At 56.4% G+C, this 22,767-nt stretch carries 21 protein-coding genes and 1 tRNA gene; 10 read left to right on the forward strand and 12 right to left on the reverse strand.

All coding sequences use genetic code 11. From position 1 onward, the window contains the following. Nucleotides 1–975 (reverse strand): HAD family phosphatase, encoded by a 975-nt coding sequence (locus GOV91_RS01695; RefSeq protein ID WP_171234218.1) that lies wholly within the window; start codon nt 973–975, stop codon nt 1–3. Nucleotides 976–1,048: 73 nt separating this feature from the next. Next, nucleotides 1,049–2,659, reverse strand: a complete 1,611-nt coding sequence (locus GOV91_RS01700; RefSeq protein ID WP_171174158.1) for an arylsulfatase — start codon at nt 2,657–2,659, stop codon at nt 1,049–1,051. 199 nt (nt 2,660–2,858) lie between these two features. Between GOV91_RS01700 and GOV91_RS01705 the strand changes: the two genes are divergently transcribed. Then, a complete protein-coding gene (locus tag GOV91_RS01705) occupies nt 2,859–3,539 on the forward strand; it encodes a Crp/Fnr family transcriptional regulator (RefSeq protein ID WP_171234219.1) in 681 nt (226 codons plus the stop codon). 2 nt (nt 3,540–3,541) lie between these two features. Here the strand turns inward: GOV91_RS01705 and GOV91_RS01710 are convergent, their stop codons facing one another. From GOV91_RS01710 to GOV91_RS01745, 8 genes are all read right to left on the reverse strand, one after another. Beyond that, nucleotides 3,542–4,765 carry a BatD family protein gene (locus GOV91_RS01710; protein WP_171234220.1) on the reverse strand — a complete coding sequence of 408 codons (1,224 nt, stop codon included), beginning with the start codon at nt 4,763–4,765 and terminating at the stop codon, nt 3,542–3,544. Further along, nucleotides 4,762–6,267 (reverse strand): VWA domain-containing protein, encoded by a 1,506-nt coding sequence (locus GOV91_RS01715; protein WP_171234221.1) that lies wholly within the window; start codon nt 6,265–6,267, stop codon nt 4,762–4,764. Before GOV91_RS01715 ends, GOV91_RS01710 begins: the two co-directional genes overlap by 4 nt. Then, nucleotides 6,264–7,247, reverse strand: a complete 984-nt coding sequence (locus GOV91_RS01720) for a VWA domain-containing protein (protein ID WP_171234222.1) — start codon at nt 7,245–7,247, stop codon at nt 6,264–6,266. Before GOV91_RS01720 ends, GOV91_RS01715 begins: the two co-directional genes overlap by 4 nt. Then, nucleotides 7,247–7,720 (reverse strand): DUF4381 domain-containing protein, encoded by a 474-nt coding sequence (locus GOV91_RS01725; protein WP_171234223.1) that lies wholly within the window; start codon nt 7,718–7,720, stop codon nt 7,247–7,249. Before GOV91_RS01725 ends, GOV91_RS01720 begins: the two co-directional genes overlap by 1 nt. Next, nucleotides 7,717–8,664: a DUF58 domain-containing protein gene (locus GOV91_RS01730; RefSeq protein ID WP_171234224.1), complete on the reverse strand. Its 948-nt coding sequence runs from the start codon at nt 8,662–8,664 to the stop codon at nt 7,717–7,719. Before GOV91_RS01730 ends, GOV91_RS01725 begins: the two co-directional genes overlap by 4 nt. Nucleotides 8,665–8,681: 17 nt before the next feature. Beyond that, nucleotides 8,682–9,659 carry a MoxR family ATPase gene (locus tag GOV91_RS01735; RefSeq protein ID WP_171234225.1) on the reverse strand — a complete coding sequence of 326 codons (978 nt, stop codon included), beginning with the start codon at nt 9,657–9,659 and terminating at the stop codon, nt 8,682–8,684. Nucleotides 9,660–9,775: 116 nt separating this feature from the next. Continuing rightward, on the reverse strand, nt 9,776–10,888 hold the full coding sequence (locus GOV91_RS01740; protein WP_171234226.1) for an acetoin utilization protein AcuC: 1,113 nt from the start codon (nt 10,886–10,888) through the stop codon (nt 9,776–9,778). Nucleotides 10,889–10,891: 3 nt separating this feature from the next. Continuing rightward, entirely contained in the window at nt 10,892–11,977 is a 1,086-nt protein-coding gene (locus GOV91_RS01745) for an AI-2E family transporter (protein ID WP_171174139.1), read from the reverse strand. 170 nt (nt 11,978–12,147) lie between these two features. On the opposite strand from GOV91_RS01745, the gene GOV91_RS01750 reads away from it, so the two are divergent. The 3 genes from GOV91_RS01750 (at nt 12,148) to GOV91_RS01760 (ending at nt 15,185) form a co-directional block, all read left to right on the forward strand. Continuing rightward, nucleotides 12,148–13,014, forward strand: coding sequence for a YihY/virulence factor BrkB family protein (locus GOV91_RS01750; RefSeq protein WP_171234227.1), 867 nt, complete (start codon nt 12,148–12,150; stop codon nt 13,012–13,014). Then, nucleotides 13,011–14,906, forward strand: coding sequence for a cytochrome c3 family protein (locus GOV91_RS01755; protein WP_171234228.1), 1,896 nt, complete (start codon nt 13,011–13,013; stop codon nt 14,904–14,906). The genes GOV91_RS01750 and GOV91_RS01755 overlap by 4 nt, the downstream gene beginning before the upstream one ends. Before the next feature lie 87 nt (nt 14,907–14,993). Next, the gene (locus GOV91_RS01760; protein WP_171174134.1) at nt 14,994–15,185 is read left to right on the forward strand and encodes a hypothetical protein; all 192 of its coding nucleotides are present in this window, start codon (nt 14,994–14,996) and stop codon (nt 15,183–15,185) included. Here the strand turns inward: GOV91_RS01760 and GOV91_RS01765 are convergent. Together GOV91_RS01765 and GOV91_RS01770 are read right to left on the reverse strand one after the other, a co-directional pair. Continuing rightward, nucleotides 15,182–15,904, reverse strand: a complete 723-nt coding sequence (locus tag GOV91_RS01765; RefSeq protein ID WP_171174132.1) for an RlmE family RNA methyltransferase — start codon at nt 15,902–15,904, stop codon at nt 15,182–15,184. The two genes, GOV91_RS01760 and GOV91_RS01765, sit on opposite strands and share 4 nt — an antisense overlap. Then, nucleotides 15,904–17,016, reverse strand: coding sequence for a Ppx/GppA phosphatase family protein (locus GOV91_RS01770; protein WP_171174130.1), 1,113 nt, complete (start codon nt 17,014–17,016; stop codon nt 15,904–15,906). The genes GOV91_RS01765 and GOV91_RS01770 overlap by 1 nt, the downstream gene beginning before the upstream one ends. 181 nt (nt 17,017–17,197) lie before the next feature. On the opposite strand from GOV91_RS01770, the gene GOV91_RS01775 reads away from it, so the two are divergent. From GOV91_RS01775 to GOV91_RS01800, 6 genes are all read left to right on the forward strand, one after another. Beyond that, nucleotides 17,198–19,084, forward strand: a complete 1,887-nt coding sequence (locus tag GOV91_RS01775) for a PhoX family phosphatase (protein WP_171234229.1) — start codon at nt 17,198–17,200, stop codon at nt 19,082–19,084. A gap of 248 nt (nt 19,085–19,332) precedes the next feature. Further along, nucleotides 19,333–19,629, forward strand: a complete 297-nt coding sequence (locus GOV91_RS01780) for a virulence factor (protein ID WP_171234230.1) — start codon at nt 19,333–19,335, stop codon at nt 19,627–19,629. 25 nt (nt 19,630–19,654) lie between these two features. Continuing rightward, nucleotides 19,655–20,581: a methylenetetrahydrofolate reductase gene (locus GOV91_RS01785; RefSeq protein WP_171234231.1), complete on the forward strand. Its 927-nt coding sequence runs from the start codon at nt 19,655–19,657 to the stop codon at nt 20,579–20,581. A 9-nt stretch (nt 20,582–20,590) separates the two neighbouring features. Further along, nucleotides 20,591–21,652, forward strand: coding sequence for a methyltetrahydrofolate cobalamin methyltransferase (locus tag GOV91_RS01790; RefSeq protein ID WP_171089932.1), 1,062 nt, complete (start codon nt 20,591–20,593; stop codon nt 21,650–21,652). A gap of 121 nt (nt 21,653–21,773) precedes the next feature. Beyond that, complete coding sequence (locus GOV91_RS01795; RefSeq protein ID WP_171234232.1) at nt 21,774–22,601, forward strand: polyphosphate kinase 2 family protein; 828 nt, start codon at nt 21,774–21,776, stop codon at nt 22,599–22,601. A 69-nt stretch (nt 22,602–22,670) separates the two neighbouring features. After that, a tRNA-Gly gene (locus GOV91_RS01800) sits at nt 22,671–22,744 on the forward strand. Nucleotides 22,745–22,767: the final 23 nt, after the last annotated feature.

The following is a 22,767-nucleotide window of genomic DNA, read 5'->3' on the forward strand; positions in this document are numbered from 1 at the left end:
TCAGTTTGCCCCAGTGTAGACCCGAGTCCAATCCTGCGCCATATCCACAATGACCCAACCCATATTCGGGCCTTTGTCCAGCCCGTCAGCCAACTTGCCAACAAGGCCTTCACGATCATAAGCCCATTCGCGGTCTGCATCTGTGTGGTGGATCAGCACGCCCAGTCGGGGGCCGTCACCAGCGGTCACCCACTCCATCATCGCAAAATCACCGTCCGAGTTGCCCCCGGCCAGAATCGGGCGCTTGCCAATTGTGCGTTCGATGTTGATGGGTTTGCCTTCTTTGTCATCAATGAACGCGATTCCCGGCGCCTTGACGATCGTCGGCTTGCCATCAATCACCTCATAGCTGGTGTTACCATAAGTGCCCAAAACCTGATTGGGTGGAATGCCATAGGCTTCTTCGGCAAAGACACGCATGAAATGCAGGCCACCGCCTGAGACGATATAGGTAGTGAACCCTTCATCTCGCAAATAGCGCAAAAGTTCTACCATTGGTTGATAGGTCATCTGGTCATAGGGCAGGCCGGTATCCGGGTGGCGCTCGGTGGCCAGCCAGTTCGACACGGAAGATTGAAACGCGTCGACGCTGTTGCCTGAGTGCGAGGCGTTTACGACTTCAATCAGGGCGTCATGGCCGCCTTGCAGAACCGTGGCCAAATCCCCTTCGGCCGCAGCTTTCAAAGCAGGCGTTGACAGGATCGATGGGTCTTGCTCGGCCATTTCTGCAAGACGGTCCATGGCATAGATGAACTGGAAATATACCGGCTGCTCGGCCCAAAGCGTTCCATCATTGTCGAACACGGCAATCCGGTCGGATGGGGTAACATAGTTGGGACTGTCTTGGCTGGTCACGCAGTCAACAAAAGCGACAATCTGATCTTTGGCATGACTATTGGTCCAACTAGGCAGCGGGTCGGCAAGCAGTGACAGCGGGGCGAAGGCAAGAACTGCGCTGAGAACTAGGTATCGCATGAATTGCTCGTTTAGTTTCAAGAAAAAAAGGGCCGCCATCGAAGTGGCGGCCCGGTTTGGATTTACACGCGACTTAGTTGTTTGTCGGTGTCGTCAGCTTCTCCATAACCTGATCCAGGTTGAAGCTTGCCGCTTTCTGGCGCGGTGGGAATTCCTCGAAGGTTGAGAGGAAATTGCCCACGTATTGCTGTGCCGGCACTAGGAAATACGCGCGATCCAGCAGCCAGTCATAGTAGGTGTTGGACGTGCGATAGGCGCGCTCATACGGGTCGCGACGCAGGTTCACGATCAGCGGGATGCGCAACTCGGTCCAAGGTTCAATCCATGCGCGTAGCGTGGCCCAAGCTTTCTGCTCAAGGAAGATCAGCTTCCAGTCGTCGTAGCGCAGCGCTGTCAGGTCGCCGTCATCCGAGAAATAGAAGATCTCGGCGCGCGGGCTTTCAGTCGTCTCACCGGTCAGCAGGGGCAGGATGTTGTAGCCATCCAGATGCACTTTGTAGTCACGCCCCATGCCGGACGAGCTATAACCTGCTTTCAGCTTTTCCTTGATGTCGGGATCGCCAGCAACCGCCAGATAGGTCGGCAGCCAGTCCATGTGGTGCACGATCTCGTTCGTAACCGATCCGGCTTCGATCTGACCGGGCCAACGGACCATCGAAGGAACGCGCCAGCCGCCTTCCCAGTTGGTGTTTTTCTCACCCCAGAACGGTGTGGCCGCGGCATCCGGCCATGTGTTCATGTGCGGGCCGTTATCGGTCGAGTAGTGAACGATGGTATTGTCGGCAATGCCAAGTTCGTCCAACAGATCAAGCAGTTGTCCAACATGCATGTCGTGCTCGATCATGCCGGCGGTGTACTCGTCCGCAACGCCACCAAAGATTTCGTTGGCCTGTTGGCGCATTTCATCTTTGACGTGGGTGCGGAAGTGCATGCGCGTTCCGTTCCACCAGACATAGAAGGGTTGACCCTGCTCATGCGCACGCTTGATGAAATCGATTGCAGCAGCAACAGTTTCATCATCCACCGTTTCCATGCGCTTGCGAGTCAGCGGACCAGTGTCCTCGATCGTGCCGTCCGCCTTGGACTTGATCACGCCACGCGGACCATACGCTTCGCGGAACGTGCGGCCATCGGCCAGAACCTGATCGCCGGGATAGTCTTCGTTTTCCGGCTCTTCCTCAGCATTCAGGTGATACAAGTTCCCGAAAAACTCATCAAAACCGTGGTTTGTCGGCAGATGCTCATCTTTGTCACCAAGGTGGTTCTTACCGAACTGACCGGTTACGTAACCGTGGTCCTTCAGCAGGCCTGCAATTGTTGGATCTTCGACTTGCATACCCAGATCGGCACCGGGCAAACCGACTTTCGACAGACCTGTGCGGAACACCGACTGACCCATGATGTACGACGACCGACCGGCGGTGCAGGACTGCTCGCCATAATAGTCGGTGAAGATCATGCCCTCTTTCGCAACGCGGTCGATGTTTGGCGTCTGGTAGCCCATCAGGCCCATTGTGTAGGCCGAGATGTTCGACTGACCGATATCGTCACCCCAAATAACTAGGATGTTGGGCTTTTGATCCTGTGCCCATGCGGGCAGGGCCAGTGCAACAGCGACCGAAGCTAAAGCGAATTTGCGTATTGTGCTGCGCCAACTTTCTGTAATCGAACGAGGTGGTGACATAGTTTGCTCCTGAACTGACCGGGTTTTAATGACCCGTTGAAGTAAAAGTAATGGAAGGCGATCATTATCTTATTAGATCGTCCAACAAGGTATTGATTCCCGAAAGGAAAAATTCGCATTACGTCGAGAATCGGATAGCTTTACCTTAGGCTATGACAATGTCTTGAAACCTATCATATGATGAGATTGAAGAATACTAATGTTTGATAATCCGCATGATAGACAGCGATTGTTGGGCTCTGGCTGGTTTGGTGCGCGTGGGGCGCGGTTTCAGGCGGATCTGCTGGCCTGCGGGATAGGAAGAAACTTCAAGGCGGACGAAGCGCTTTACCTGTATGGTGATTTGGCCAATGGGGTTTATGCGGTTCTGGAAGGTGCGGTTCAGATCACGGCCCCCGCTGATGATGGTCAGGAATTCGTTGTTCACAAACAAGGCGGTGGGTTCTGGATCGGTGATCTGGCTCTGTTTGCCGAAGCCAGCAGGCTTGTGAGTGTCGTGGCCACCCAAACCACGCGAACGCTGTTTTTCCCGTCGTCACGGTTGGACAGGCTGGTCGACGACAATCCCGATTACATCCGTGATTTTTACGCTTTGTCGCATGAAAACATGCAGACTGCTTTGCGTATCATGGCCAATCTTGCGGTGACAGGAACGGAAAAGCGTCTTGTTCTGCGCTTATTGCACTTGGACGAGGGGACGGCGAAGTCCGATGGGTGGATCGTGATATCCCAGGATGAGCTGGCCGCAATGGTGGCCGTGTCCCAACCGACGTTGCATCGCAACTTGCATCGTCTCGCGGATTTGGGGCTGATCGAGCTTGGGTATGGGCGTGTGCGCCTAAATGACCGAAGGCAGTTGATTGCCTCATGTCAGTGCTGAACTCAGGGGTTGAGCGGCGGTAAGGGGTTCGCTGGCGATTTCGCGGATTGCTTCAGTGACGCGAGCGCCGACAACGCCGCGGCCCAATCCTCGGTCTTGGTGTCGGGGTGCGCCGAGTATCTGGCGGCTCCAATCTGGGCGAGGTGTTGGTCCAAACTGGTGGTTTGACTGGCCATACCGCTGCGGGACTTCCACATTTCCAAAGCTGTATAAGCCGCCGCAATATCATGATTTTGCAATGATTTCTTGAGTTCACTCAACGCATAGTCTGGCGAAGCCAGGAACGCATCCCGACGAAGCTGGCGCCAGCGATCGATCCGCGGGCGCAGGAAACGGATAGTAAGCCATAAGAACAGCGCAAAAGCCACCAACCATACGACGAACCTAATAGTGGTTTCTGTGTCTGGCGGCTTCCATTTCGGTCGGGCCAGTGTCAAGTCGACCGGGGCAATGTCGATGGTTTCGACCTGGTCGCTGTCCAGATTGTACCAGCGGATCGAGACCGGAGGCAGCTGCGTCTGACCGCCTTCCTGAGCCAGGTAAACGACCTCATCCACACGCTGCCCGGACAGAACACCCCGGTCCTCATTTTCAGTAAAGCGTGGCTCTTTGGGATAGGCTCGCAGCAGTGGGTCCGGGTTGTCCGGGATCAATTCGGGCACCAGAAACGGCGTTGTTCCAGAGATCTTGGCGGTCAGGCGGCGCGTGATTGATCCACCATTCTCCATATTTGTGTCCCCGTCGATCTGCTGATCTACCGTAAGACCGGTTGCGATGATAAGCGGATCCAGGTCGCGTGCGCCCTCTGGGATCACGGCGTTTAGGGTCAAGCCCGGCAAGGGCACGCTGACCTGAACCGGCGCATTTGTTTCGGGGTCGGCAAAGGTGACTACGACGTCCTGCGCAGCAAACGCAACTTCTCCGGCGCTCAGAGGATAGAGGCGATAACTGCGTTGAACGCCGGACCAAGTTTCGTCTTCGACGGTTTCACTCACTGGTCCCGAAGCACGTTCCGGCAGGCGCACCAGCAGGTTTTCTTGCTCAAGCGACGGGAACACCGGAGGCGAGGGCATGAATGTTGGCACTAGTACCTTGATGCGCACAACTGCGGGCTGACCAACGATGACGGGTTCCGTAGGTGTTTCGGCGGTCACCTGTGGCTGGACGCCGGTCTGCGCGAACAGTTCAGCCGGAATTAGAAGCATGAGAAGAGCGAGGTATCTCATTGCTGCTGCTCCTGATTTTCCAACAGGAACCGGTTTCGAAGAAAATCCTGCATGTCGGTATCAATTGTGCTGATCCACTGGTCAGCGGACATGGCCTGCGATCCGTCTGTCGGAGCCTGAATTGTCGTCTGTTCACCACGCCCGGCGTCGTTGTCAAAGACCGTGTCATCAGCCCCGATCCCGGCTTCTTCACCTGTATCAGACTGTTCGCGCGTGGTTTCTACATAGTCGAGGATCGCTTTCGAGACCTTTAGGTTATGCTGCGCTTCTGGCCAATCCGGCCGGCGTTCCAACGCGGTTTCAAAGGACGCGATGGCCGGACGATACTCGCGGTTACGGATGCGTGCCATGCCTTCGGAAAACGCGGCTTCGGGCGTATCCAGCTCGGCAAAGATCGCAGCAGCTTCAGGGTATTGCCCGGCCTTTAGGCGTGCATAGCCTTCCTGATACGGGTCTTGAAACAACTCGGCCGCTTCAGCATAGCGCTTTTGGTTCATCGCGATTTGGCCCTGTTGGTCCGGGGTCAAGAACCAATCCCGCCAGCCATCGGCATAAGCCGGGCCAGACGGGGACCAAATGCAGAAGGTCAGCAGTACCAACCGGATCACCCAACCTCTGCGAAACCAAAGTAATGACAGAAAGGCGGCTGGCCAGGCCAGCAACCATCCTTTGTCTTGCCAGTCTAGGCGGTCATCATCATCCAGTGCGGCTGTGTATGCTGATTGAATGTGACGCTGTAAGCGATTGATATCCCGATCATCGCTTGAGAACGGAACCACAGTTGTCCCTTTCAAGCCGTCGAGTTGCGCGATGCTGTGACCATTTGGCAGCATGGTCAGAAAGAACACTGGCACGGTGGCGGTCTCAAAACCCGACAGTTGTGTGGGGTCGAGGTCGTCCAACACAAAAAGGACAGCGCCGGGCGTTTCGCTATCGTTCAGAATCGTCTCGGCCAGCGTCAGCGCATTAGCGGCTGCATCCCCCTGTTTAGGCATAATGGTGGGGGTGAGGCCCTCTAGCAGCGGGCGCAGGATATTGGCGTCTTCGGTCAAAGGTGCGACGCGATGCGGGGTACCGGCATATGCGATCAGGGCAGTTCGGGCACCCACGCGCGCATTGATCAGATCGGTGACTTTAAACTTGGCGCGATCCAGACGGGACGGGGCCAAGTCTGGTTCTTCCATGCTGTCGGTCACCTTCAGGGCGATCACCAATGGAGCGGCGTTCGCAACCAGCGGGTTGGGTGCCCGTGACCATGTTGGCCCCGCAGCAGCCAGTGTGACCAAAATCGCCGCAATCATCGCAACGTCAATTGGATAGAGGCGTCTCGCATTGTCAGCCCCCAACTCAAGTGCAGCGGCAAGGTGCGGTGCAATACCGGACATTGCTTGAGCACGGGTTTTTGGCTTGGGGCGGATCAACCACCACAGTGCTGCAATCGGTATGAGGAGCAGGAGCCAAACCACTCGAATAAAATGGAAATCTGCAAAAACGCCAATCATGCTGCACCTCTGCGCCGTTGGGCAACGTGTTGGAAGGCCAGTGTCATCAGCATCAAAAATACGACCAGCCCAAGTGGATAGTGCGCAAGGCTTTCACGTGGTCGGTAGCTTTGCGTTTCCACAATTCTTGGGTTGAGCTCATCAATGCGGGCGTATGTTTCGGCGAGCGCTTCCTGATCATTGGCAAAGAAATACGCTCCACCTGTTCTGTCTGCGATATCCTTTAGCGCATCCAGGTCGACCCGATCCTCGCCCGACGCGTCTGGGTCGCCTACGCCGACCGTATAGATGACAACGCCTTTTTCCGCCGCGATAGCCGCCGCATTGACTGGCGTCATGCGGCTTGAGGTGTCAGCGCCGTCGCTCAAGACGATCATCAGACGTTGGTCAACCTCGCTGGATTCAAACGTGCGGATACCCAGTCCGATGGCATCCCCAAGGGCTGTGTTCGGACCGGCCATGCCGACTTGTGTTTGGTCTAGAAAGCCATTCAAACTATTGAGGTCTTCGGTAAACGGGGCTTGCACAAAGGCGCGGGTACCAAAGATGATCAGGGCCATCCGATCGCCTTGTCGTTCCGCAATAAACTGGCGCAAAACATCCTTGACCGCAGCAAGGCGTTGGGTCGGCACACCGTCTGACGAGGTGAAATCCCTTTGGTCCATTGAACCCGAGATATCCAGGGCCAGAACCACGTCTCGGGCAGACATTTCAATCACAATCGGCTCTCCCAGTTTTTCCGGCCGGGCCATTGCGATGATTAGAAGGCACCAGATCACAACGACGGTCACAGTCTGGAAGACTGCACGGCGCGGGATGACAGACCCTGACCGGGGCACGACGCCAGCAGCCTTTGCAACATGGCGGAAAAAAGGAATGCGGATCGAGTTGCTTTTCTCGCGGTGAGGCGGGGCAAGCCAGTACACCAACGCGGGAAGCGGCAGCAGGACGAAAACCCAAGGCGCGGCAAAGGAGAACATTACGTATTCCTTTCGCGTTTGTGGGACCTGATCCATTGCTGTGCCAGCTTCGTCAGTTCGGGACTGGCGGGTATGGTCGTGTAGGGTGCTGCAGTAAGTACGCGAGCCTCTACATCAGAAAAATGAGTATGGTCAGAGGTTTGCGTCAAAAAACTGACCCACTCGTCTCCATGCAGGGCAGCAACCCGGCTACGCGGAAAGGCAACAAGTGCTGCGCGGCGCAGGATCTCGGCGATCTTTGCGGGATTGTCTTTCGCCACCGACAGTTCAGTCAGCGCCTCGCGCCGATAGGCATTCATCCGTCGATGGCGAAGATACGCATGAACACCGAAAGCGATCAGCCCTGCAACAAGAACGCCAAGAACGACCCATCCCCAAGTCTGCGGCACCATGGAAACCGGGCCCGGTGCCGCAGCGGGTTCAAGCATGTCAAGCAGATCCACCAGTGATTTGCCTTCGACGTCAACACTCATCTGCGGCCTCCGGTATGACCAAACAGCATGAGCAACTGGTCGAGAGTTGGTTGCGCGGTTGTCAAAGGCACGATGGGAAAGCCATAGCGGCGCGACCAAGTTTGCAACTGTGCCAACCGATCTTCCATCGCTTGACGGATGCGGTCCGACAAACCCGTGTCCGCGCTGTCCAGTTCGATCTGGTTGTCTCCGTCCGATACAGTCAGCCTGAGGTTGGGAACCAATTCACGAGAGCTTGGGTCTGAAATATTGAACAAAATCAAATCATTTGACGCGGAAAGTTCACGTATCAATATCTCGGAGCTGTCATCCAACCCATCGAAATCCGAAAAGACGCAGATCAGTGTGTTGGTATGCGTAATCTGGGCGGCCTGTTTCAGCACGGCGTTCAAAGTCACGGTCGCGTCGGCGCTCTGCGAGGCGCGCAGACTACTGTTCAGCGCACCCACGGATGCCAAAAAACGCATCAGCGCGGCAGGCCGCCGTTGCGGGCGATGTTCCGCCAGATCAGTGTCGCCAAAGACGAGCCCTCCGACCCGGTCGCCTTGGCCTAGCACACTGTGGGCGGAAATTGCTGCAGCCTCGGCCGCGATGACCGACTTCATATAAACTTGCGTGCCAAAAAACATCGAAACACGCTGGTCGACCAGCAAAAGGGCCGGGCGGTCGCGTTCCTCTGTATAGACCCTAACGTGGGGTTTTCCTGTGCGAGCCGTGACTTTCCAATCGATGGTGCGGATGTCGTCGCCGGGCAGATAGTTGCGCAACTCTTCAAAGTTCAAACCGCGCCCGCGCAGGCGCGAGGCGTGCCGTCCGTTGAGAATAGAACGGGCGGGTTGACGCGGCAAAAGGCTGATCGCGCGCGACTTTGGCCCCAACCTTAGAAGGTGGTCCGCATCCACATGGATGCGCGGGTCGTCGCGATATGCGGCGGTCTGTGACACGCGGCGTTCCTTAGCTATCAGGGCAGCGCAACAAGCTGCTGGACTTCCGAGATTACATCGTCGGCGGTTTTCGCGCTGCCTTGCGCCTCGAAGCTTAGGGTGATGCGATGTCGGAATACGTCATGGGCGATGGCGCGTACGTCGGCTGGGTCTACATAATCACGCTGGTTCATCCAGGCATGGGCGCGTCCGCATTTGTCCAGTGCCAGCGAAGCGCGCGGGCTAGCACCGATGTCTATCCAACTGGCCAGTTCTTCGCTTAGCGCACCGGGGGTCCGTGTGGCTTGCACCAGATCGGCCATGTAACGGTCCATCGCGTCTGAAACGTGGATCTGCCCGATCTCGGCGCGTGCGGCAAATACGGCGTCCTGCGGGATCGTCGGCGGCGCATCCTTGGCCCCGCTTTGGCCCGCCGCAATCTCTTCTCCGCGCACTAGTCGGATTACTTCAACTTCGTCTTCGACTGGGGGGTAAGTGATCTGGACATGCATCAGGAACCGGTCCATTTGCGCCTCGGGCAAGGGGTAGGTACCCTCTTGTTCGATCGGGTTCTGCGTTGCCATAACGATGAACAACGGTTCCATTTTATGTGTGGTTCCTGAGACAGTTACCTGCCGTTCTTCCATTGCCTCAAGCAGTGCTGCCTGAACCTTGGCGGGTGCGCGGTTTATCTCGTCCGCAAGAACGATATTGGCAAAGATCGGGCCAGGCTCGAACCGGAAGGTTCCGCCATCGTCGGTTTGCTGAAAGACCTCGGTGCCAGTGACGTCCGAGGGCAAAAGGTCGGGCGTGAACTGGATGCGGCTGAAACTTGCGTCCAGATTGCGGGCCATCGCCTTTACCGCGCGGGTTTTGGCCAAACCGGGCAGTCCTTCGATCAGCAAATTGCCGTTGGCCAATATCCCGATTAACAAGCGGTCGATTACGTCTGTTTGTCCGATGATGGATTGCCCCATGCGGGCCTTGAGATCATTTATCTGATTAAGTGCATTCATTTGGCTGGTCCAATTGGCGTCCACATTCGGCGTTAAGGGCGTGGTTGTACAGAAAAGTGCTGAGAGCAGAAAATCTGTCGTGACGCCCGTAAGTTAGCAGTGTTCCTTCGGACGATCTACCGAGAAATCCGCGCGGTTAATCGGCGCAAGTCCTGTTTCAGCTCTTCTTGGATCGGCCCGAAATTAGGAGCGTCCCGCAGCGTGTCCAACCAGTGTGGAGGTGGGTTCCGGCCTGCAGACCGGTTCCAGGTCAACGCGCGCAGAATGGTTTGGGTGTCCGTGTCTAGTCTATCGGGAATATCGAACCCGTTCAGAGTGGCCCACACTCCGGTCCACAACCGCCCGACGGACCACGGATTGTAACCACCGCCGCCCAGCACCAGAAATCGGGGTGCGAACTCCTTCAGCGCGGCGACCGCGTTCCAGTGCGAAGAGTTGGACAAGGTCAAACGCGACAGAGGATCCTCGGTCACGGCATCCGCACCGCATTGCAGAACGATGGCCTGCGGCTTGAAGGCTGCCGTGGCAGGAAGGATCAGTTCGCCCAGGATCGCGCTGAATTCATTGTCGTTCAGGCCTCGGGCAACCGGAAGGTTGAAAGCGGCCCCGCCTGCGTCATCGTCTAGAGTACCGGTAAAAGGCCATCGCCGCGCTTCGTGCATGGAAATCATACGCAGGTTTGTTGAACCATGAAACGCAGCTTCGACCCCGTCACAATGATGGGCATCAATGTCGATATAAACCACGCGGTCGAGACCAGAATTCAGCAGCGTCCGGATCGCCAGCACCGGATCGTTGAGATAGCAAAACCCGTTGGCCCGATCAGCCAGCCCGTGATGCGTGCCACCGGCCGGGTTGAAAACGATACCGCCATCTCGGATGAGTTCCGCTGCAAGCATAGAACCGCCAGCCGCTGTGGCTGGGCGTCGGTACATTTCGGGGAATACGGGGTTCGACAATGTGCCCAGCGCATAGCGTTCACGAGTTTCATCCGAGACGTATTGATCCTGTTCCGCCTTTTGTAATGCGGCGATGTAGTCCGGGGTATGAAATGTCTCTAACGCGCTGGGTTTGGCGCAGGGGCTGACACGATAGTTTTCGGGCGTCAACCAGCCCAACGCGCGGCAGAGGTCAATGACGGTTGAAACTCTTGGAATGGCCAACGGGTGCTTCGATCCGTAAGTCGAGTTGCGATAAATTTCTGATCCAATGAAAATTGGGCTCTGCATGGCTTAGCGGGCAGGGACCTGTTGATCATCTTCGCCCAATCTGCCGTCCAAAGACATCATGATGGCAACCGGGCGCAGCGCTGGAATATGGCTGAAGACGATCAAAATACACACTGTCATAGGCACGCTCAGGAAAGCGCCGATCAGACCCCAAACGGTTGTCCAGAAGGTCAGGGCCAGAATAACCAGAAATGTCGACATGTTCAGCGACCGGCCCAGCATGGCGGGATCCAGAAAATTGCCGATCAGGAATTGCAATGTCCCACAACCCAAGACGATGACCAGAAACGGACCGATGGTCTCGAACTGAACCAGTGCGATCATAGCAGGAAAGAACACCGCGATGATCGACCCGATGGAAGGTATGAAGTTCAAGGCAAAAGTCAGGACAGCCCAGGTTTCTGCATATTCCAGACCCAGGGCCCGGAACACGCTATAGCTGATGCCTGCGGTAATCAGGCTGATCAGGGTTTTGACGCCAACATAGCGCTGAAGACTAATCGAGATTGCGTCCAGCATGGTAGAAAACTCAGCACCGGTTTTTGGGTCACCTGCGGCCAGTTGTATCTTTTTGCGAAAGGCCAGACGCTCGGCCATCAAGAAGGCGACATAGAGGCTGATGAGAAAGAACTGGTTCAACAGCGATGTGGCGCTGCCTAAAAGCAGGCGACCGACGAAATTCATGTCGATATTGACCAGATTGTCCCGGATGAATCGGGTTACGTCATTGCCCACCAGCCCGGTGATGCGTTCAACCGCGCCGTCGAACTGGTTCTCATATGTGCTGATTGACCGCGCAAATTGTGTTGCCTGACTTCCAAGCACGTACATAATCATGAACAAACCGGCCAAGACCACAGTGACACCGGCAATATTGGCCACCCAAACGGGTGCGCGGGTCAGGGCCGACACCCGATCGCTGAGCGCAAGGATCAGGACGTTGATCAGCAACGCCATGGCCAACGGGATCAGAAAAGCCGCGCCCGCGTAGAGACCCACAACAATCAGCGTTGCAATGATGCATGTGTCGCGGACAACAGACAGACGTAGCCTGGGTCGAACATTGGTGTCATTATGATCCGGGGTCATTTACCTTCCTGCATGTTCGACGCTGATTGGACCGTTTCGGTCATTAACCACACAATCCTGCACGCGGCGCTGTTCGGATGCAATGCGTTCCCGCTCGCGCCTGACTGCTTTTGTCAATTTGATACCGATGACGGGTTCTGTGTTTTATTTCGGCAGGTTAGGGTTGCAGGATGACCAATTCTGCGAATCCTCTGTTTGGCCGTCCTGTTCAGGCCCTGTGGTTGGCGCTCCGCCGCTTTGGCAACAAGAACGGAGCCGTCATGAGCAGTCATGTCGCCATGTCGCTGATGATGGCGTTGTTTCCGTTTGTACTGTTTACAGTTGCTCTCGCTGGTTCGCTTTCGCAGGGTTATGTGACCGATGAATTGATCGACCTGCTTTTTGGTGCCTGGCCCAAAGACGTCGCTGACCCAATTGTGGCCGAGCTGCGCGCGGTTCTGGCCGGGTCGGGCACGGGTGTTATTACTTTGGGTGGTCTTCTGGCAATCTACTTTGCCTCGAACGGCGTGGCAGCAGTGCGCGCCGCCATGAATCAAGCCTACCACGATCAGGACAGCTGGCCGTTTTGGAAAACCCGGCTGTTGTGTCTGGTGCTGGTTATCCTAGGGGGTGCAGCAATTCTGGTCATCGCCGCCGTGGAGGTGATACTGCCAGTCTATACCAACTTGGTGGCTGCACATACTGATGTGGCAGTGACGCAGTGGCTATCGGTCGATCGCCTGCGCTGGACTTTTACCGTGGGCGTTCCTGCGGGCACGGTCCTTTTGGCGCATCTCATACTGCCGACCCGTCGGCACAGACTGACGCAAATCCTACCCGGTGTGATCCTGACGCTGACCTTGTGGGCTGCCGGAGGATGGGCGTTTTCGATCTATATCAGCCAGTTCGCCACCTATAGCGCCACATATGCCGGGCTGGCGGGTGCCATGGCCGCGTTGATCTTTTTGTATCTTTGCTCGGCGTTGCTGATCCTTGGTGCTGAATTCAATGGTGCGTTGATGGATCTGAAAAACGCAGCAGATGGGGCCGTGACATGAGGCGTGTAGCTCTTTCAATTTGCCTGATGCTGGCAAGCGAGGCACAGGCTCAAAACTATGTTGGTTCGGAACAATGTGCTGACTGCCATCAAGCAGAAGCCGCAGCCTGGGCAAGTTCGCACCACGCGCTGGCCTGGACAGATGTAGAACACGGCGCACTGGTTGCAGATTTTGACGGTACGCGATTTGACCTTGATGGGATGACAGTCGCGTTCGCGGAAGATGCTGGCAGATATTCGGCCCGTGTCACCGAAAAGGACGGCGTAACAAAAGGCTATGACGTGCATTCTGTCGTCGGGATCGAACCGTTGCAGCAATACCTGTTCGAAACCGAAGCTGGGCGTCTACAGAGCTTTGACGTGGTTTGGGATACCGAGCGCAAGCAATGGTATCATCTGTATCCTGATCAGGATTTGCCGCCCGATGACGGGTTGCATTGGACGGGCCCTTACAAGAATTGGAACAGCCGCTGCGCCGAGTGCCACGCCACGGGATTTGAAAAGAACTATTCCGCGGAAACAAAATCCTATTCGTCGCAACAAGTTGAAATCGGCGTCGGGTGCGAGGCCTGTCACGGTCCCGGCTCAGCCCACATCGATTGGGTGAAGGGGCAGGGCGCTTCCGAAAATCTTGGACCTTCTGGTTTTTTGATCAGCTGGGGCAAAGGCCAGACCGAGGCAGAAATTCAGCAATGTGCCGGGTGCCATTCCCGGCGTGAAGCGCATGGCGATGGAAACCCTTTGCCCGGCACACCCTTTCACGACGCCTATAATCTAGCGCTGTTGAGACCCGGATCGTACCACCCGGACGGGCAGATATTGGATGAGGTGTATGTTTACGGCTCGTTCCTGCAATCCAAGATGTACGCGCAAGGCGTCGGTTGTATGAACTGTCATGAACCCCACAGCGCAAAACTGAAGGCGGAAGGAAACGGTGTTTGCACACAGTGTCATTCCCCGGCAGGGAACCCGGACTTTCCGACGCTTACAGCAAAGGAATATGATACGCCTGCACATCATAATCATCCTGAAAACAGTGACGGTGCACAGTGCAAAAGCTGCCATATGATCGAAAGGGTCTATATGGGCGTCGATGGGCGACGCGATCACAGCTTCCGCATCCCACGGCCTGATCTGGGGCTTGGCGTAGATGCCTGCACCGATTGTCATGAAGATCGGGATCAGGACTGGGCGGCCAAACTGATCGAAGGGTGGTTCCCGGATGACACTCATCGTGGCCCGCATTTTGGGACAGTTTTCAATGCCGCGGCTGAAGGCGGATTGGACACGCCCGAAGGTTTGCTGGCCGTTGCGATGGACCCCTCCAATGCCGGAATCGTGCGGGCGACAGCGGCCTACTTGCTGCAACCCTTCGCTTCCCCGGACTTGGCCACGGCGACTGCGTCATTGCTGCAAGACGACGACCCCCTTATCCGCGCCAACGCAGCCGCCCTGCAGCGTCAGGCCAACCCGGTTGAGCAGGTTCAGAGATTGGAGCCTTTGTTGTCGGACCCTCTGCGCAATGTACGTATTGCTGCTGCGAAAGAGTTTCTGACGATACCACCGCAAGCACTTACACCTCGGCAACAATCGCTGGCCGGGCAGGGCATGTCAGAATGGCAGCAGGCGATTGCGAACCGATTGGATTTCCCGGAAACCCACCTTGTTCTGGGGGGCATGGCTTTGACACTGCGCAATGCGCCTGCCGCCGAACAGGCCTTTCGCGAAGTCGTAACTTTGGATCCGCAAAGGGGCGAGGCGTGGCCCATGTTGGTGCAACTAGCGCATATCAACCGCGGTTCCGGCGCCGCGCGCGCTGTTCTGCGTGAGGCGCTAGAGCTGTTGCCCAACGACCCGAACCTTCAACAATTGTCGCAACAGCTTGGTCCCTGAGCCGGCACATCCCCGCCCGAATTGCTCCATTTTCACGGCAAAATTTCACGCTACGGACGGGATGAATGTGCTGTTCAGAGGTGAAATATGTCTAAAAATGCGAAAAAGCGACCAACTGCGGGTGTCAACTCGGTTACACTTGCCCAACGCATAGAAGAGCTGCGCGGGCGGGCACCGGTATACGTGTCACATGGTGAAGCGTTAATGTTGCAGGGTATGGCAAACGCCTCTTTCCGCGTTCAGTGCCTGACCGAAGAACGCATTCGTCTAGAGGATTAATCTCCGCCGCGAAACCCTGTTGCTACAACAAATTTTTCGGAACTGTCCGAGCGTGAAGCAGGCGGTTTCACGTTGGCGACTTTCTGGAATTTCTGCTTCAACAGCTTTTGCAAATCGCCCTCGGCGCCTCCGGCCAGAACCTTGGCTACGAAGGTGCCGCCGTCTTCCAACACATCAAACGCAAAGTAAGCCGCCGTTTCGCACAAGGCCATAATGCGCAAATGGTCCGTCTGTTTGTGACCCGAAGACGCGGCGGCCATGTCTGACATCACAACATCGGCCTTGCCACCCAGCCACTCTTTGACCTTTACGTCGGCGTCGTCTTCCATGAAGTCCAGAACATGGGCGGTTGCACCAGCAACGGGTTCGACCTCTTGCAAGTCTACGCCCAAAACTGTGCCGATCCGTTTACCGCTTTTCTCGCCCAGCGCGTTTACGCGTTTAACCGCGACTTGCAGCCAGCCTCCGGGCGCACAGCCCAAATCTACGACCCGCGCTCCCGGTACGAGAAACCTGAATTTATCGTCCAGTTCCAGTATCTTAAATGCAGCGCGACCGCGATACCCTTCGGCCTGTGCACGTTTCACATACGGATCGTTCAATTGCCGCTCAAGCCACCGGGTCGAGCTGAGCTTGCGCCCGCGCGCGGTTTTGACTTTGACCTTCAGGTCGCGCTGGCCGCGGCCTGAGGTGTTTTTTCCACTCGGTGTCTTCGCCATCAGAACGGTCCGTCTTCCAATACCCCGTCCGCGCTCATCTGCGCATAGAGCAGACCTTCACGCAGCCCACGATCCGCCACGGAAAGGCGGTCGGTGGGCCAGCATCTAAGTAAAGCCTGCAAAATGGCCGAGCCGGACATGATCAGAGCTTGCCGGTCATCTCCAATTCTGGGGTCCCGGCGTCGCCCGTGAGGGCCGAGTTCTAAATACCCGCGGATAACTTTGTCAATCTGATCGCTGGTCATGCGCAGACCGTCCACTTTTGTCCGGTCATACCGCTTGAGCCCAAGGTGCGAGGCTGCGACGGTCGTCACAGTGCCGCTGGTGCCGACGATCTGAAACCCCTCACGTGTCTGTTCGTCTTTGTAGGGTGCGAAGTCAGCAAGGTTTTCTTCAAAAAACCAACTCATCAGTGCGAAACGGGCCGCGTCGTCTTCAACGTCGTTGAATTGATCTCGTAGGGTGGCGACACCCAAGGGAACGCTGATCCAATCCACGACTTTCGCCGCTGGAAAAGGGCTGTCGGCTGTATGAAAACCATTGTGAAGCCGCATAATCGCAGCCGGACGATCACGGCGTGGGACGGACGAAATGTCGATCCAAACAAGCTCGGTCGAGCCACCACCAATGTCCACGACCAACAATTGTTCAGTCTTGGTCGAGACCAGCGGAGCACAGGAAATCACCGCCAGGCGCGCTTCTTCTTCGGGTTGGATGATCTCAAGCGTCAATCCGGTTTCCCGCTTCACCTGCCGGATGAAGTCACGCGAGTTCTTAGCGCGACGGCAGGCTTCAGTTGCGATCAAACGCATTCGATTGACCTTGTTGCGTTTCAGCTTTTGCTGGCAGATTCGCAATGCTTGTACGGTACGGGCCATCGACGCCCGTGACAGCCGTCCGGTGCGTTCCAGACCCGCGCCCAACTGCACGGATTTGGAAAAGCTGTCGACCACATGGAACCCGCTCCCCTTGGGTTGGGCTATCAACATGCGGCAACTATTTGTCCCCAGATCCAGTGCTGCATAAAGGGCATCCGGATCGGGTCTTGCCGGCGCGGGGCTTTCGACCGCCTTCGGGAACGCGCCCGCACCTTTGGGACGCTTGGGCGCCATTCGTCACGCCCTCCGATTTTCGAGTTAACTTGACCCTAGGCGGGGGATTGCCGACGTGCAAGTGATTTCAATTTTGAAATTAACGTCAGTGTCACATGTCGTTCATACTGAGATGCGATTTGAGTGCCCGATCCCGATTTTGGGATTCTTTACTAGCTTACAGCCAGATACGGAGTCTGCCATGAATGATGAGCGCCCCCTTTCCTTTGATGCATTCGACGAAGTCGTAAATCCACGCCCTGAAGAATGCGAATTTGACCGCGTTGTTGAACGCGCATTGTCGCGTCGCGGTTTTCTGGGCGGCGTTCTTGCCATGGGAAGTTTTACGGCTGTTGGCGGTGCACTGATTCCTACGGGCGCACGCGCGGCAGCCGACCGGTTCTCGTTTGAAGCGATTCCGGTTTCCACTGCAGACGATGTTGTTGTTCCTGCAGGCTACAAAGCCGAGGTTATGGTGCGTTGGGGCGACCCGCTGTGGTCTGACGCGCCCGAGTTCGATCACGCAACTCGTGGCACCGCCGCCAGCCAGGAGCGTGCTTTTGGCGACAACACTGACGGTCAGGACGTTTTCTTCCATGACGGCCACGTTCTGCTTGTCGTAAACAACGAATACACCAACCGTGACATCCTTTGGGGCAACAACCCCGATGCCAAGGCGGCCTCGGACGACGATGTGGCCAAGGGTATGATGGCGCATGGCGTGACTGTGGTCGAGATTGCCAACACGGACGGTTCATGGGGCATCGTCAAGGACAGCCCCTATAACCGCCGCATCACACCGCAGACCGATATGACGATCACCGGCCCTGCGGCTGCTCATGACTTGATGAAAACCGCTGCGGACCCGACAGGCACCACCTCGAAAGGGACCTGGAACAACTGCGGCAATGGCATGACGCCATGGGGCACTTATCTGGCCTGTGAAGAGAACTTTAACGGCTACTTCTCGGCAGAAGATGAAAACCACGAGGTTAGTGCGGAGCTCAAACGCTATGGCGTCTCGTCGAAAGATTGGGGCTATGGCTGGGCCAAGATCGATGATCGGTTCGACGTCTCGAAAAACCCCAACGAACCAAACCGTGCCGGCTATGTGGTCGAGATCGACCCGACCGATCCAACCTCGACTCCGCGCAAGTTGACCGCTCTGGGCCGATTCAAGCATGAAAACGCCGAGTCGGTGGTGAACAATGACGGTCGTGTTGTCGTTTATATGGGCGATGACGAACGGGGTGAGTTCCTGTATCGCTTTGTTTCGGATGGCGTTTACGCCGCTGGCGTTGACACCAATGCCTTGCTGGAAAACGGCACCTTGTCTGTCGCCAAGTTCAACGATGATGGTACTGGTGAATGGCTCGATCTGACGCCGGAAACCACTGGCATGGCGTCACAGGCCGAGGTCAGCATCCACACCCGTCAGGCCGCTTCTGCTGTGGGCGCTACTACGATGGACCGCCCGGAGTGGGTTGCTGCAAACCCGAACGTAGCCGAGGTGTATTGCTGCCTGACCAACAACAAAAACCGTGGCGTGAAACCGAACGCGGGCGGTGATGATACTTCGGTCAACGGCCCGAACCCGCGCGAGGCCAACAACTACGGCCAAATCGTACGCTGGCGTCCGGAAGGCGGAGATCACACCGCGTCGGGCTTTGCATGGGATTTGTACGTTCTAGCAGGTAACCCGACCGTGCATCAGGATGCGTATGGCGGATCTGACAACGTTAATGCAGACAACATGTTCAACTCGCCCGATGGTTTGAAATTCGACAGCAATGGTCTGCTGTGGATCCAGACCGACGGCAACTATGGCAACGAAGGTGACTTCGCCGGTCAGGGCAACAACCAGATGTTGGCCGGTGACCCGGTTACCGGTGAAATCCGCCGCTTCCTGGTCGGTCCGAACGAATGTGAAATCACCGGCCTTAGCTGGTCACCGGATCGCCGCACCATGTTCGTTGGCATCCAGCACCCGGGTGAGGATGGCAACAGCCACTGGCCCGAAGGTGGTGATTCCGTGCCGCGTTCGGCCATCATCGCAGTAACGCGAGAAGACGGCGGTCTGGTCGGTTAAGGCCATTTAACTCGCAAATTATTGTCCCGAATGGCTTCTGCCGTTCGGGGCATTTTGTTTTTATGCGCCGCTCTCATAGTGACAATGAGAATTATGATATGCGTGTTTGCCAGAAAACTGGTTACAAGCCCTGTGCACCATCGTGGGCAAAAAAGGTCGCTGGAAAAGCGCCGTGTGTCGAAAACCGACCGACCAAAGCTAAGTTTGAAGTTTAGAACCGGCCCATCGGGTTAGGAGGAATCACAGCAATGCCTGACGTCACAATCGTATACTGGCGCGACATTCCCGCTCAGGTCATCGTCGGCAAAGGCCGTCGTGGCGCAAAGCGGCAATTGGAAGAACGGTTCGAACAAGCCATCGACCGGGCCGCCATGAAGGTGAACGCCAAGGACAGTGATGCCTACCTGGCCGAATGGCGTAAAGCCGAACCCTTTGCAGTAGACGGCGACCCCGCCGAGATTGCCGAGACCGAGGCGGTGCGTCTGGAAACAGAATACGATCAGGACCGCATCAAAGCGCTGATCGCCAATGACGGTTGGGCGTAAGCCCGAATCTTTATGGGAGGCCGAAATGGCTTTGCTGAACTTCAAGAAACGTGATGCGGTCGAAACCGGCCCTGTGAACCCAACCGTCGAAGCCTTTTTGCAGGGCTATTCGATCGAGGTGATGCCGCGTACCGCTGAAAAGGTCGACGATTTCCGCGCTTTGCTGCCTGAAGGCACACGCGTCTATATCGCTCATATCGAGGGCACCCCGATTGAGGACATGGTCCAGACCGCCGAGCGCATCGCGGCCGAAGGCTATCCGGTCATGCCGCACTTTCCGGCGCGGATCATCAAAGACTCGGCGACGCTGGAAAACTGGATTTCGATGTACCAGGGCGAAGCGGGCGTTGATCAGGCGTTGCTGCTGGCCGGTGGCGTTGCCAACCCGCATGGTGATTTCGACAGCTCGATGCAATTGTTGGAGACCGGTCTGTTCGACAAGGCTGGCTTCAAGCGCCTGCACGTGGCAGGCCATCCGGAAGGCAACAAGGACATCGACCCCGACGGTTCGACCAAGAATGTGGGCGACGCACTGCGTTGGAAGCAACAATTCTCGGAAACCACTGACGCGGAAATGGCGCTGGCAACCCAGTTTGCCTTTGACGCTAAGCCGATTATCGCATGGGCTGACAGTCTGAAAGAAGCGGGTATCGATCTGCCGATCCACATCGGCATCGCGGGTCCGGCCAAGCTGCAAACGCTGATCAAGTTTGCCATTGCGTGTGGCGTTGGCCCGTCACTGAAAGTCCTTCAGAAACGCGCCATGGACGTGTCCAAGCTGTTGCTGCCATATGAGCCGACCGACGTGATTACCGAATTGGCCGAACACAAAGCAGCTAATCCGGATTTCAACATCACCAACGTGCATTTCTTCCCGCTGGGTGGAATCAAAACCAATGCCAACTGGGCGATCAATAACGGCGGCGCTTCGGCAAAGCCTGTAAACTCCTAAGGAACGGACATGACCCGTACAGTCGTAGAATCAAAAACAAAAACCGCCGTTCTGGGCTTTGACGAACCGTTCTGTGTGATCGGTGAGCGGATCAACCCGACCGGCCGTAAAAAGCTAGCGGCCGAACTGGAAGCAGGCGATTTCTCGACCGTTGAGAAAGACGCGTTGGCGCAGGTGATGGCTGGTGCAACAGTTCTGGATATCAACGCAGGCGTTGTCTACAACTCGAACCCCAACCCGAACGAAACCGAGCCGCCGCTGATGCGCAAGATCGTCGAGCTGGTGCAGGGTCTGGTCGAAGTGCCGCTGTGCATCGACTCGTCGGTTCCGGGTGCCTTGGAAGCCGGTCTTGAGGCCGCAGAAGGCCGTCCGCTGCTGAACTCGGTCACTGGCGAAGAAGAGCGGCTGGAACTGGTTCTGCCGCTGGTCAAAAAGTACAACGTACCGGTTGTGGCGATCTCGAACGATGACACCGGTATCTCAGAAGATCCCGATGTCCGCTTTGACGTTGCCAAGAAAATCGTTGAGCGTGCTGCTGATTTTGGCATTCCCGCGCATGACATCGTGGTAGACCCGCTGGTCATGCCGATTGGTGCGATGGCGACTGCCGGTCAACAAGTGTTTGCTCTGGTCCGTCGTTTGCGCGAAGAGCTGGGCGTGAACACCACCTGCGGTGCCTCGAACATCTCGTTTGGTCTGCCGAACCGTCACGGCATCAACAACGCTTTCCTGCCGATGGCAATGGGCGCTGGTATGACCTCGGCCATCATGAACCCGGTCGCGTTGCCGGTTACACAGAAAAAGATCGCCGAGAAGAAAGAAGCCGTGGCCGCAGCTGGCATCATTCTGCCTGAAGGCATGGATGACGAAGCATTTGTGCAAATGTTTGGTCTGGGATCTACCAAGCCGCGCGCAGGTAAAGAGATGGAGGCCATTCGCGCCGCCAACCTGCTGACCAACAACGACCCGCATGGCGGCGAGTGGATCCGGTTCAACAAAGCGCCTGACGAAGCCGGTGCCGCAGGCGCGGCCGGTGGCCGTCGCGGTGGTGGCCGTCGCCGTCGCGCCTGATCGGAACTAATCTGACACCAAAGGCCGGGCCCAGTGCCCGGCCTTTTTGACTCTGATCAATGTCGATTGCGCAGAAGGTTTCACAATAGCCGGATCATTCGCACAACGATCAGGTGGCACCATGAGCAAACATCATCCCCCGAAACTTTCGGATGCAGACCTGACTAAGCGTCTCAATAAGAAGGATTATTTTGATCATCTGATCGATTTACAAGCCAAGCTTGCCAGAATTCAACAAGCGTATCTGTTTCATGGCCTCAAGGGTGTTTTGGTCTTTGAAGGGTGGGATGCTGCAGGAAAAGGGGGAACTATTCGCCGGATCAGCCAAGCGCTGGACCCGCGTAGTTTCAAGGTTTGGCCCATCGGTGCCCCGCGAAACTACTACCTCAACCGTCACTATCTATTGCGGTTTTGGGAACGATTACCGCCCGCGGGCGCGATCTCGGCTTTTGACCGCAGCTGGTACGGTCGCGTTCTGGTCGAACGGATTGAAAAACTGACGCCGGAAGAACGCTGGCGCGCTGCCTATCAGGAAATCAACGATTTCGAGAGGATGCTTGTTGATGACGGCACGCGGATCGTCAAACTGTTCTTTCATATCTCGCAGGACGAACAGATGCGCCGGTTTACCGAAAGGCTGACAAACCCTTTGAAACGCTGGAAGTTGACCTATGAAGACTTCCGAAATCGTGAGAAATGGGATGTTGCCGAGGTCGCTGTTGACGAAATGCTGGCGCGTACCTCAACCGAGTTGGCCCCTTGGCATGTCATACCTGCGAACAACAAGAAACATGCGCGTATCAAGGCGATGCAAGCCATTGTTGATGCGTTTTCTGATGGCGTTGACCTGAACCCGCAGCACTTGGACAAACGAACTTTGGAAGCCGCCGGAGAAGCGCTGGACGTCGACCAATCGTTGATCGATAGCCTGCGCGCCCGGACTGAGTGATAATTTCGCCTGATCTGTCGCGCGCCGGCTTGAACCTCTGTCATTACTGGTGGTATCTCAATAGGCGCGGCGGGTATGATGTAATGGTAGCCTGTCAGCTTCCCAAGCTGAACGCGCGGGTTCGATTCCCGCTACCCGCTCCAGAGCACGCCACGGACATGCGGAG

The sequence above is a fragment of the Ruegeria sp. HKCCA6837 genome, from assembly GCF_013034475.1.
GTDB lineage: Bacteria > Pseudomonadota > Alphaproteobacteria > Rhodobacterales > Rhodobacteraceae > Ruegeria.